Annotated in this window: 12 protein-coding genes; 8 read left to right on the top strand and 4 right to left on the bottom strand. The window is 62.2% G+C overall.

The features are described 5' to 3' along the window. The first annotated feature begins 100 nt into the window (after positions 1-100). The 4 genes from glnA to ntrC all read left to right on the top strand — a co-directional run bounded on the left by glnA (position 101) and on the right by ntrC (position 4983). Positions 101-1507 (top strand): type I glutamate--ammonia ligase, encoded by a 1407-nt coding sequence (glnA, locus tag ACIPZF_RS06075; RefSeq protein ID WP_400796471.1) that lies wholly within the window; start codon positions 101-103, stop codon positions 1505-1507. A 151-nt stretch (positions 1508-1658) separates the two neighbouring features. Next, positions 1659-2204 (top strand): chorismate mutase, encoded by a 546-nt coding sequence (locus tag ACIPZF_RS06070; RefSeq protein WP_400796468.1) that lies wholly within the window; start codon positions 1659-1661, stop codon positions 2202-2204. 260 nt (positions 2205-2464) lie between these two features. After that, positions 2465-3550, top strand: coding sequence for a nitrogen regulation protein NR(II) (gene glnL, locus ACIPZF_RS06065; RefSeq protein WP_400796465.1), 1086 nt, complete (start codon positions 2465-2467; stop codon positions 3548-3550). Next, positions 3547-4983, top strand: coding sequence for a nitrogen regulation protein NR(I) (ntrC, locus tag ACIPZF_RS06060; protein ID WP_400796462.1), 1437 nt, complete (start codon positions 3547-3549; stop codon positions 4981-4983). Before glnL ends, ntrC begins: the two co-directional genes overlap by 4 nt. Positions 4984-5384: 401 nt before the next feature. Here ntrC and ACIPZF_RS06055 read toward each other — a convergent pair whose 3' ends face one another. After that, positions 5385-5822, bottom strand: a complete 438-nt coding sequence (locus ACIPZF_RS06055) for a hypothetical protein (protein ID WP_400796459.1) — start codon at positions 5820-5822, stop codon at positions 5385-5387. On the opposite strand from ACIPZF_RS06055, the gene trmL reads away from it, so the two are divergent. Continuing rightward, on the top strand, positions 5821-6282 hold the full coding sequence (trmL, locus tag ACIPZF_RS06050; protein WP_008093177.1) for a tRNA (uridine(34)/cytosine(34)/5-carboxymethylaminomethyluridine(34)-2'-O)-methyltransferase TrmL: 462 nt from the start codon (positions 5821-5823) through the stop codon (positions 6280-6282). The genes ACIPZF_RS06055 and trmL overlap by 2 nt on opposite strands. Positions 6283-6429: 147 nt before the next feature. Here trmL and secB read toward each other — a convergent pair whose 3' ends face one another. Genes secB through ACIPZF_RS06035 form a run of 3 tightly spaced genes read right to left on the bottom strand, consistent with a single transcriptional unit; the run spans position 6430 to position 7624 of the window. Next, positions 6430-6915, bottom strand: a complete 486-nt coding sequence (gene secB / locus ACIPZF_RS06045) for a protein-export chaperone SecB (RefSeq protein ID WP_400796456.1) — start codon at positions 6913-6915, stop codon at positions 6430-6432. A 39-nt stretch (positions 6916-6954) separates the two neighbouring features. After that, positions 6955-7209 (bottom strand): glutaredoxin 3, encoded by a 255-nt coding sequence (grxC, locus tag ACIPZF_RS06040; protein ID WP_003249204.1) that lies wholly within the window; start codon positions 7207-7209, stop codon positions 6955-6957. 1 nt (position 7210) lies between these two features. Then, entirely contained in the window at positions 7211-7624 is a 414-nt protein-coding gene (locus tag ACIPZF_RS06035) for a rhodanese-like domain-containing protein (protein WP_400796453.1), read from the bottom strand. Positions 7625-7830: 206 nt separating this feature from the next. Here ACIPZF_RS06035 and gpmI point away from each other — a divergent pair, with 206 nt between their 5' ends. The 3 genes from gpmI (at position 7831) to ACIPZF_RS06020 (ending at position 12182) form a co-directional block, all read left to right on the top strand. After that, positions 7831-9366 carry a 2,3-bisphosphoglycerate-independent phosphoglycerate mutase gene (gpmI, locus tag ACIPZF_RS06030; RefSeq protein WP_400796450.1) on the top strand — a complete coding sequence of 512 codons (1536 nt, stop codon included), beginning with the start codon at positions 7831-7833 and terminating at the stop codon, positions 9364-9366. A 108-nt stretch (positions 9367-9474) separates the two neighbouring features. Beyond that, positions 9475-10764, top strand: a complete 1290-nt coding sequence (locus tag ACIPZF_RS06025) for a murein hydrolase activator EnvC family protein (protein ID WP_400796448.1) — start codon at positions 9475-9477, stop codon at positions 10762-10764. 86 nt (positions 10765-10850) lie between these two features. Continuing rightward, the gene (locus tag ACIPZF_RS06020; protein WP_400796445.1) at positions 10851-12182 is read left to right on the top strand and encodes a S41 family peptidase; all 1332 of its coding nucleotides are present in this window, start codon (positions 10851-10853) and stop codon (positions 12180-12182) included. Positions 12183-12186 lie beyond the last annotated feature (4 nt).

Raw genomic sequence — 12186 nt, 5'->3', positions numbered from 1 at the left:
TCCCTTGTGAGGCAGGTAAGCTTGGCCGACTATCCGCGCCCAGCATCACCCTTTTTCCAGGGCAGCGGCCCACCGCGCTCTAGACCATCCGGAGGACAACATGTCGAAGTCGGTTCAACTCATCAAAGATCATGACGTCAAGTGGATTGATCTGCGTTTCACGGACACCAAGGGCATTCAGCATCACGTGACCATGCCAGCGCGTGATGGCCTGGACGAAGACTTCTTCGAAGTCGGCAAGATGTTCGACGGCTCCTCCATCGCTGGCTGGAAAGGCATCGAAGCCTCCGACATGATCCTGATGCCGGTCGACGATACCGCCGTGCTGGACCCGTTCACCGAAGAGCCAACCCTGATCATCACCTGCGACATCGTCGACCCATCGAGCATGCAGGGCTACGATCGCGACCCACGTGCGATCGCCAAGCGCGCCGAAGAGTACCTGAAGAGCACCGGCATCGGTGACACCGTGTTCGCCGGCCCAGAGCCCGAGTTCTTCATCTTCGACGAAGTGAAGTTCCAGTCGGACATTTCCGGTTCGATGTTCAAGATCTTCTCCGAGCAAGGCTCGTGGATGACTGGCGCGGACGTGGAAGGCGGCAACAAAGGCCACCGTCCTGGCATTAAAGGTGGCTACTTCCCAGTTCCGCCGTTCGACCATGACCACGAAATCCGTACTGCCATGTGCAACGCACTGGAAGAAATGGGCCAGGTCGTCGAAGTTCACCACCACGAAGTGGCGACTGCCGGCCAGAACGAAATCGGCGTCAAGTTCAACACCCTGGTGAAGAAAGCTGACGAAGTACAGGCCCTGAAATACGTCGTGCACAACGTCGCCGACGCCTACGGCCGTACCGCTACCTTCATGCCGAAGCCGCTGTACGGCGACAACGGCTCGGGCATGCACGTGCACATGTCGATCTGGAAAGACGGCAAGAACACCTTCGCCGGTGAAGGCTATGCCGGCCTGTCCGACACCGCGCTGTACTTCATCGGCGGTATCATCAAGCACGGCAAGGCCCTTAACGGCTTCACCAACCCGTCGACCAACTCCTACAAGCGTCTGGTCCCAGGCTTCGAAGCCCCGGTCATGCTGGCCTACTCGGCCCGCAACCGCTCCGCCTCGATCCGTATTCCTTACGTCGGCAGCCCTAAAGCCCGCCGTATCGAAGCGCGCTTCCCGGACCCATCGGCCAACCCATACCTGGCCTTCGCGGCCCTGCTGATGGCTGGCCTGGACGGCATCCAGAACAAGATCCACCCAGGCGATGCTGCCGACAAGAACCTGTACGACCTGCCACCAGAAGAGGCCAAGGACATCCCGCAAGTTTGCGGCAGCCTGAAGGAAGCCCTGGAAGAGCTGGACAAGGGCCGTGCGTTCCTGACCAAGGGCGGCGTGTTCTCCGACGACTTCATCGATGCCTTCATCGAGCTGAAGAGCGAAGAAGAGATCAAGGTCCGCACCTTCGTACACCCGCTGGAATATGAGCTGTACTACAGCTGCTGATCTGATCGGCGCCTGGCGTCGATGACATCACCCCAAACGGCCTTCTTCTGAAGGCCGTTTTTGGTTTTTCCAAGCACCAGTGTCGGACGAATCCTACCTTCAGAAATTGTCAGCCCGCTCACAATCAGGTCTCCATGAATAAGGAGATCATATGCGCCTCATCCCTATCACCCTCTGCCTCTCGATCGGCCTTGTCGGCTGTCAGACTCCCCACTCCTCGCCATCCGAATTTACGCCATTGCTGACCAGCATCGAACAACGACTGAATCTGGCAAGTTCGGTCGCAGTGCATAAATGGGACAAGCATCTGCCGGTCGAGTCCACCAGACGTGAGGCCCAGGTGTTGTCGCAGGCTCGCGAGATGGCGCCCGACCATAACCTCAGCCCGGAGCGCGCCGCCGCGTTCTTCACTGACCAGATCGAAGCCAACAAGATTATCCAGTACACCCTGCTCGACCGCTGGACGAGAATGGGCTATCGCCCGCCAGCCACGCGCATGGACCTCGCCAGAGATCTTCGGCCGCATCTGGACAAGCTCCAGGTAAGCCTCTTGAAAGAGCTGAGCCGCTTCGACCAGCAGCAACCAGAGGACTGTCAGCGCAAGCTGTCACACGCACTGGCGCAGCGTGCCAATGACTGGCTGCACCACCAGGCGTTGTTGCGGGCCACTTTGCAACTCTGCACACAACAATCGTAGCAATAGTGCTCTATATTGGTGCAGAAGCTCATCCTGCACCGTTCATCACTCCCCAAAAAAGGTCACGTTAACCGGCAGACCAGAACTTTCTGGTCCGAATAAGCGCAAGTTAAGGTCTTTATCAGGCAATTCCGCTTCTTTTCGGAGCCTTGGTTTGTTTCTTGCATTTTCGTGAGAGGACTGGCATCTGCGGATTCACCGCGCGCCCGGCTATCGCCGGGCCCTGCCCGACATGCGCCAAAAGAGGTCAACGACGCCCTATGACCATCAGCGATGCACAGCACCGTCTGCTTCTGGACAACCTGACCACCGCCACGCTCCTGCTGAACGCCGAGCTGCGCCTGGAATACATGAACCCGGCGGCAGAAATGCTCCTTGCCGTCAGCGGGCAGCGCAGCCATGGGCAGTTCATCAGCGAGCTGTTCACCGAGTCGACCGAGGCACTCAACTCCCTGCGCCAGGCCGTGGAACAGGCGCACCCATTCACCAAGCGCGAAGCGCAACTGACCTCGCTGACCGGGCAGGCCATCACCGTCGACTATGCCGTCACGCCGATCCTGCACCAAGGCAGTACCTTGCTGCTGCTGGAGGTGCATCCACGCGACCGGCTGCTGCGGATCACCAAGGAAGAAGCTCAGCTGAGCAAACAGGAAACCACCAAGATGCTGGTGCGCGGCCTGGCCCACGAGATCAAGAACCCGCTCGGTGGCATCCGCGGCGCTGCCCAGTTGCTCGCCCGCGAGCTGCCGGAAGATGGCCTGCGCGACTACACCAACGTGATCATCGAAGAGGCCGATCGCCTGCGTAACCTGGTCGACCGCATGCTCGGCTCGAACAAGCTGCCATCGTTGGCCATGACCAACATCCACGAAGTACTGGAACGGGTCTGCAGCCTGGTCGAGGCGGAAAGCCAGGGCGGCATCACCCTGGTGCGCGATTACGACCCGAGCCTTCCGGACGTGTTGATCGACCGCGAGCAGATGATCCAGGCCGTGCTGAACATCGTGCGCAACGCCATGCAGGCGATCAGCTCGCAGAACGAACTGCGCCTGGGCCGCATCACCCTGCGCAGCCGCGCGATGCGCCAGTTCACCATCGGCCATGTGCGCCATCGCCTGGTGGCCCGTGTCGAGATCATCGACAACGGCCCAGGCATTCCCAGTGAACTGCAGGACACGCTCTTCTATCCCATGGTCAGCGGTCGCCCGGACGGTACCGGGTTGGGCCTGGCCATTACCCAGAACATCATCAGCCAGCACCAGGGCCTGATCGAGTGCGAAAGCCACGCCGGGCACACCGCCTTCTCGATCTTCCTGCCCCTGGAACAAGGAGCCACCGCCTCATGAGCCGAAGTGAAACCGTATGGATCGTCGACGATGATCGCTCCATCCGCTGGGTCCTGGAAAAAGCCCTGCAACAGGAAGGCATGACCACCCAGAGCTTCGACAGCGCCGATGGCGTGATGGGCCGCCTGGCCCGGCAGCAACCGGACGTGATCATTTCCGACATCCGCATGCCCGGTGCCAGCGGCCTCGATCTGCTGGCGCAGATACGCGAACAACACCCGCGCTTGCCGGTCATCATCATGACCGCCCATTCCGACCTGGACAGCGCGGTAGCTTCGTACCAGGGCGGCGCCTTCGAGTACCTGCCCAAGCCGTTCGACGTCGACGAGGCGGTATCGCTGGTCAAGCGCGCCAACCAGCATGCCCAGGAACAACAAGGCCTCGACGTGCCCCAGGCATTGGCGCGCACCCCGGAAATCATCGGTGAAGCGCCGGCGATGCAGGAGGTGTTTCGCGCCATTGGCCGCTTGAGCCACTCCAACATCACCGTGCTGATCAATGGCGAGTCCGGCACCGGCAAGGAACTGGTCGCCCACGCCCTGCACCGCCACAGCCCGCGTGCCGCCTCGCCGTTCATCGCCTTGAACATGGCCGCCATCCCCAAGGATTTGATGGAATCGGAGCTGTTCGGCCACGAGAAAGGCGCCTTCACCGGCGCCGCCAACCTGCGCCGTGGCCGCTTCGAGCAAGCCGATGGCGGCACGCTGTTCCTCGACGAAATCGGTGACATGCCGGCCGACACCCAGACCCGCCTGCTGCGGGTACTGGCCGACGGCGAGTTCTACCGTGTGGGCGGTCATATACCGGTAAAGGTCGACGTGCGGATCATCGCCGCGACGCACCAGAACCTCGAATCACTGGTACAAGCCGGCAAGTTCCGGGAAGACTTGTTCCACCGCCTCAATGTCATCCGCATCCACATCCCACGCCTGGCCGACCGCCGCGAGGACATTCCCGCCCTCGCCCGCCATTTCCTCGGTCGTGCCGCGCAGGAGCTGGCCGTCGAACCGAAACTGCTCAAACCTGAAACCGAAGAGTTCATCCGCAACCTGCCCTGGCCCGGTAACGTGCGCCAGCTGGAAAACACCTGCCGCTGGATCACGGTGATGGCCTCCAGCCGCGAGGTGCTGATCGGCGACCTGCCGCCAGAGCTGCTCAACCTGCCGCAGGACGCCGCGCCAGTAACCAATTGGGAACAGGCCCTGCGCCAGTGGGCCGATCAGGCGTTGGCCCGCGGGCAGTCGAACCTGCTCGACAGCGCGGTGCCGAGTTTCGAACGGATCATGATCGAGACGGCGCTCAAGCACACCGCCGGACGGCGCCGTGATGCCGCGTTGCTGCTGGGTTGGGGTCGCAATACCCTGACCCGCAAGATCAAGGAATTGGGGATGAATGTGGACGGCGGGGATGATGACGAGGGTGAGGAGCACTAATCCCTGAAATCTTAGCTGGATTCTTCGCGGGCAAGCCGGATCGCCGGACCGCCGTTCCCACAACTACCGCGCAGGTTTCAAGCCTTGCAGAGTACCTGTGGGAGCGGCGGTCCGGCGATCCGGCTTGCCCGCGAATGCTTAAAGTCAACGCGGTACCTGACTCATGCACCGAAGCTGTGCCCTCTGCACCGCCTCATGGCACAAATTCCCTCTGATCACGGCCAAATCACCCTGAAACCCAATATTTACGGGCATTTCAAAACTGGCACGCCACCTGCAATAAGTACTGTATCTCCAGTTTTGGGGGCCTCGGTACAGGCAGGCCGGGTGAACCCCTCTTTTATTCGCAGTCGTGCAAGTTTTGGGGACCCTGGTACAGGCAGGCCGGGACATCCCCTCTTTTATTCGTGCAGCCTCACCTGCACCCGCCAACGCCCATCGTCCTCTGCACCGGCCCACTCGCCGTGCAGGGGACGAGCGGCAACCACGGTCAGCAACAGCCCTTCCTCACTCTTCTGCAACCGCCAGCCCACCGGCTTGCCCTGCAGGCTCAACTGTCCGCGCTGGGCCTTGCCCTCGGCCTGGAACAGCAGCGCGACGGTCCCCTCGACATTCTCACCATGCAGCTTCGGCTCGTCGTTGAACCACAGGTCCAGCCCGTCCTGCACCACCTCCACCTGCTCAAGCACGCGCTCTTCAGGTGTAGTCAGGCGACCGATCATCAGGCCGACCATCACCCCGACGATCGCCAGCGACAACATCACACGCGGCAAGCCCTTCGAACGCGACTCGGGTTCGGGGGTAGAATGCTCGCCATCTTCATGCTTGGAGCCGTGCATGTTTCACGTCATCCTCTTTCAACCTGAAATTCCGCCGAATACCGGCAACATCATTCGCCTCTGCGCCAACAGCGGTTGCGACCTGCACCTGATCGAGCCGATCAGCTTCGAGCTGGACGACAAGCGGCTGCGTCGCGCGGGGCTGGATTACCACGAGTATGCCACGCTCAAGCGCCATGAAAGCCTGGCCGGATGCCTGGAAAGCCTCGGCAACCCGCGCCTGTTCGCCTTCACCACCAAGGGCTCGCACCCTTTCCATGAAGTCGCTTACCAGCCGGGCGATGCTTTCTTGTTCGGGCCTGAAAGCCGTGGCCTGCCGGCCGAGGTGCTCGACAGTTTGCCGGCCGAACAGCGCCTGCGCCTGCCGATGCGGCCGGGGTGCCGCAGCCTGAACCTGTCCAACACTGTGGCGGTGACGGTGTATGAGGCGTGGCGCCAGCAGGGCTTTGCAGGGAGCTGATTGGTAGCCTGTACCGGCCGATTCGCGGGGCAAGCCCGCTCCCACAGGTATTGCGCAAACCTCTGTGGGAGCGGGCTTGCCCCGCGAATCGGCCGGTACAGGAAACAAAAAAGCGCCCCGAAAGGCGCTTTTTCATGTCCGCTGCAATTACTGCACGGTCGGTGCTTCGCCGGCTTCCTGCATGCGCTGCATTTCTTGCGCGTACAGGGCGTCGAAGTTGACCGGCGACAGCATCAGGGCCGGGAACGAACCACGGGTCACCAGGCTGTCCAGGGTCTCGCGGGCGTACGGGAACAGGATGTTCGGGCAGAACGCACCAAGGGTGTGGCTCATCGAGGCCGCGTCGAGGTTCTTGATCAGGAAGATACCGGCCTGCTGAACTTCAGCGATGAAGGCCACTTCGTCACCGTTCTTGACGGTTACCGACAGGGTCAGCACCACTTCATGGAAGTCGCCTTCCAGGGCTTTCTGCTTGGTGTTCAGGTCCAGGCCAACGCTCGGCTCCCAGGTCTGGCGGAAGATCTGCGGGCTTTTCGGGGCCTCGAACGACAGGTCGCGCACGTAGATGCGCTGCAGGGAAAACTGAGGGCTGGTGTCTTCGGCGGCGGCGCCGTTGGTCTGTTGGTCAGTCATGGCAGATCCTTATCCAAATGTTTTTGAATGCAGTGCAAATCAGGCCGCCAGCAGCGCGTCGAGCTTGCCGGCGCGCTCCAGGGCATAGAGGTCATCGCAGCCACCGACATGGGTACTGCCGATCCAGATCTGCGGCACCGAAGTACGGCCGGCCTTCTGGCTCATCTCGGCGCGCACCTGCGGTTTGCCGTCGACCTTGATTTCCTCGAAGGCCACGCCCTTGCTCTCGAGCAGGTACTTGGCGCGCATGCAGTAGGGGCAGTAGTCGCTGGAGTAGACGATGACGGGCTTCATATCACTTCACCAGGGGCAGATTATCGGCTTTCCAGCTGGAAACGCCACCGCTCAGCTTGGCGGCGGTGTAACCGGCCTTGAGCAGCTCGCGGCAGTGGCTGCCGGACTGCTGGCCCATCGCGTCGACGACGATCAGGGTCTTGTCTTTATGCTTGTCCAGCTCGCTCATGCGCGCGGCCAGCTTGTCCTGCGGAATGTTGATCGCACCGACGATGTGGCCGGCGGAATATTCCTTGGCGGTACGGATGTCGACCACCAGGCCCTTGTCGGCGTTGACCAGAGCGGTCAGCTGGCCATTGCTCAGGCTCTGGCCGCCGCGTTTGAGTTCATTGAGCAGCAGCAGGACCAGCAGAACAACGAAGATCGCAACCAGGATGTAGTGATCTGTCGCGAATTGAATCAGGTGAGCAACCATCAGCGGTGTTCCAGGCGATTGAAAATGCCGGCCAGTATACACAGCCCCCCAGTGCCACCAAAGCCCGACGGGCCGGTGGCAGAGGTACCTTCATGTTGCCGCAGGCGCTGCGCCGGTCAGGGGACAGGACGATTATTCGCCGCAGGTGGCGTATTTGCCCTAAAATGCGTGTCTTTATCATCTTTGAACAACCGTGAGTTTGATTGATGACGAGCACGCCCAAACCCCTGGTCCTGATCATCCTGGATGGATTCGGCCACAGCGAAAGCCCCGAATACAACGCCATCTATTCCGCCAACACCCCGGTCTATGACCGCCTGCGCGCCAGTCAGCCGAATGGCTTGATTTCAGGCTCGGGGATGGATGTCGGCCTGCCGGACGGGCAGATGGGCAACTCCGAAGTCGGTCACATGAACCTCGGCGCCGGTCGGGTCGTCTACCAGGACTTCACCCGCGTGACCAAGGCCATCCGCGATGGTGAGTTCTTCACCAACCCGGTACTGACCGGCGCGGTCGACAAGGCAGCGAGTGCCGGCAAGGCCGTGCACATCCTCGGCCTGCTCTCCGACGGTGGCGTGCACAGCCACCAGGACCACCTGATCGCCATGGCCGAACTGGCTGCACAGCGTGGTGCCGAAGAAATCTACCTGCATGCCTTCCTCGACGGCCGTGATACGCCGCCGCGCAGTGCGCAGTCGTCGCTCGAACTGCTCGACGCGACCTTTGACAAACTGGGCAAGGGCCGCATCGCCAGCCTCATCGGCCGCTACTTCGCCATGGACCGCGACAACCGCTGGGACCGGGTCAGCGCCGCCTACAACCTGATCGTCGACAGCGTTGCCGACTACACCGCAGACACCGCCCTGGCGGGCCTTGAAGCCGCCTACGCCCGTGAAGAGAGCGACGAGTTCGTCAAAGCCACGCGCATTGGCGAAGCGGTCAAGGTCGAAGATGGCGATGCCGTGATCTTCATGAACTTCCGCGCCGACCGTGCCCGCGAGCTGTCGCGTGCCTTCGTCGAGCCGGACTTCAACGAATTCCCCCGTGCGCGCCTGCCGAAGATGGCTGCCTACATCGGCCTGACCCAGTACTCGGCGAAAATCCCGGCACCGGCGGCCTTTGCGCCTTCCAGCCTGGACAACGTCCTCGGCGAATATCTGGCCAAGAATGGCAAGACCCAGCTGCGCATCGCCGAAACCGAGAAGTACGCCCACGTCACCTTCTTCTTCTCCGGCGGGCGCGAAGAACCGTTCGAAGGCGAAGAGCGCATCCTGATCCCATCGCCGAAGGTCGCCACCTATGACCTGCAGCCGGAGATGAACGCACCGCAAGTCACCGACCGCATCGTCGAAGCCATCGAGCAGCAGCGTTTCGACGTGATCGTGGTCAACTACGCCAACGGCGACATGGTCGGCCACACCGGCGTGTTCGAAGCAGCGGTCAAGGCCGTCGAAGCGCTGGATACCTGCGTCGGGCGCATCGTCGATGCCCTGGAAAAGGTCGACGGCGAGGCGCTGATCACCGCCGACCACGGCAACGTCGAGCAAATGGAAGACGCCTGCACCGGCCAGGCGCACACCGCCCACACCACCGAGCCAGTGCCGTTCATCTATGTCGGCAAGCGCAAGGTCAAGGTCCGCGAAGGCGGCGTGCTGGCTGACGTGGCACCGACCATGCTCAAGCTGCTGGGCCTGGAAAAACCTGCCGAAATGACCGGCACTTCGATCCTCGTCGACGCCTGATAACCGCAATTCCAGACAAACGCCCCACCGCATCTGCCGTGGGGCGTTTTTTTTGCCGCCCCAGGCGGGCATACTAGGCCAGTCTCCATCCTTGGTACGCCAGACCTCATGCTTCGCGCCCTGATCCTCCTAGCCCTGTCTTGCCTGCTCAGCCCGGCCTTCGCCGACGAGCGCGCGCAGACCCAGCAACAACTGGACGCCACCCGCCAGGACATCGCCGAGCTCAAGAAGACGCTGGGCAAGCTCCAGGAAGAAAAGGCCGGTGTGCAGAAGGACCTCAAGACCACCGAAACCGATATCGGTAACCTGGAGAAGCAGGTGGAGGCCCTGCAACAAGAACTAAAAAAGACCGAGGGCGATCTGGAGCGCCTTGATACCGAGAAAAAAAAACTCCAGAGCTCCCGCGTTGAACAGCAACGCCTGATCGCCATCCAGGCGCGTTCCGCCTACCAGAACAACGGTCGCGAGGAATACCTCAAACTGCTGCTCAATCAGCAGAACCCCGAGAAGTTCGCCCGCACCCTCAGCTATTACGATTACCTGAGCAAGGCGCGCATGGAGCAACTGCGTGCCTTCAACGAGACCCTGCGCCAGCTGGCCAATGTCGAGCAGGACATTTCCCACCAGCAAGAACAGTTGCTGGCCCAGCGCGCCGACCTCGACAGCCGCCGCCAGGCCCTCGAAGCCGAACGCGGCAAGCGCCAGCAGGTACTGGCCAAGCTCAACAGCGACGTGAAAGACCGCGGCCAGAAGCTGCAGGCTCGCGAGCAGGACCAGGCGGACCTGGCCAAGGTGCTCAAGACCATCGAGGAAACCCTGGCCCGTCAGGCCCGCGAAGCCGAAGAGGCGCGCCAGAAAGCCCTGCTTGCCCAGCAGGAGGCCGAGAAGCGCCGACAGCAGGAAGCGCTGGCCAAACGCGACGAACCGTCCGAACCGCCGAAAAAGGCCCGCACCACCCTTGGCCCACTGGTTTCCAGCGACAGCGCCAGCTACGGCGGGGCTTTTTCTTCGGCCCGGGGAAAACTTCCGTGGCCGGTCAATGGTCGACTGCTGGCACGCTTCGGCGATGCCCGTGGCAGCGATGCCCGGGCCAAGTGGGACGGGGTGATGATCAGCGCCAACCCCGGCACCCAGGTGCGCGCCGTACACGGCGGGCGCGTGGTGTTCGCCGACTGGTTGCGCGGCGCTGGACTTCTGGTCATTCTCGACCATGGTAATGGTTACCTGAGCCTCTACGGCCACAACCAGAGCCTGCTCAAGAGTGCTGGAGACATCGTCAAGGCCGGCGAGGCCATTTCCACCGTTGGCGACAGCGGCGGCCAGGATGCCGCAGGCTTGTACTTCGCCATTCGCCAGCAGGGCCGGCCCACCGACCCATCGCAGTGGTGCCGAGGTTAAGGCTTAGTTCACTTTTTACGGCATGGCGCCCAGCGCTGCGCCGATGCTCCCTCGGGAGCGCCTACAGGATCAGGAGTTCGTTCGACATGCTGCACTCGCCTCGTCTCACCCAGCTGGCCCTGACCATCGCCCTGGCGGTTGGCGCGCCTTTGGCCCTCGCCGCCGAGCCGGCGCCGGCCAAGACAGCCAAGCCTGCGGCGGTGCCGGCCACCGAGGTGACCGCCAAGGCGCCGCTGCCGCTGGAAGAGCTGCGCACCTTCGCCGAGGTCATGGACCGCATCAAGGCGGCCTATGTCGAACCTGTGGACGACAAGACCCTGCTGGAAAACGCCATCAAGGGCATGCTCAGCAACCTTGACCCGCATTCGGCCTACCTCGGCCCCGAGGACTTCCAGGAGCTGCAGGAAAGCACCAGCGGCGAGTTCGGCGGCCTCGGCATCGAAGTGGGCCAGGAAGACGGCTTCATCAAGGTGGTTTCACCCATCGACGACACCCCGGCTTCACGTGCCGGTGTGCAGGCGGGCGACCTGATCGTCAAGATCAACGGCGCGCCCACCCGTGGCCAGACCATGACCGAGGCCGTTGACAAGATGCGCGGCAAGGTCGGCGAAAAAATCACCCTGACCCTGGTGCGTGACGGCGGCAACCCCTTCGACGTGACCCTCGCCCGCGCGGTGATCCAGGTCAAGAGCGTGAAGAGCCAGCTGCTGGAAAACGACTACGGCTACATCCGTATCACTCAATTCCAGGTCAAGACCGGCGAAGAGGTGGGCAAGGCCCTGGCCAAGCTGCGCAAAGACAACGGCAAGAAGCTGCGCGGGGTTGTGCTGGACCTGCGCAACAACCCTGGCGGTGTGCTGCAGTCGGCGGTGGAAGTGGCCGACCACTTCCTGACCAAGGGCCTGATCGTCTACACCAAGGGCCGTATCGCCAACTCCGAACTGCGCTTCTCCGCCGACCCGGCCGACGCCAGCGAGGGCGTGCCACTGGTGGTACTGATCAACGGCGGCAGCGCCTCGGCCTCGGAAATCGTCGCGGGTGCCCTGCAGGACCAGAAGCGCGCCGTGCTGATGGGCACCGACAGTTTCGGCAAAGGTTCGGTACAAACCGTGCTGCCGCTGGCCAACGACCGCGCACTGAAGCTCACCACGGCGCTGTATTTCACCCCCAACGGGCGCTCGATCCAGGCCCAGGGTATCGTGCCCGATATCGAAGTGCGTCCAGCCAAGCTGACCGCCGAAATCGACACCGACAACTTCAAGGAAGCCGATCTGCAGGGCCACCTGGGCAATGGCAACGGCGGCGCTGACCGGCCGACCGGCAGCAGCAAGCGCAAGGAGCGCCCGCAAGACGATGACTTCCAGCTGAGCCAGGCCCTGAGCCTGCTCAAAGGCCTGAACATCACGTCGGGCAAATGATTCA

This window comes from Pseudomonas sp. NPDC089752 (assembly GCF_044748725.1).
In the GTDB taxonomy this organism is placed as follows: Bacteria; Pseudomonadota; Gammaproteobacteria; order Pseudomonadales; family Pseudomonadaceae; genus Aquipseudomonas.
Note: the sequence above shows the minus strand (reverse complement) of the source record. Positions and strands in the feature narration are given on the sequence as shown.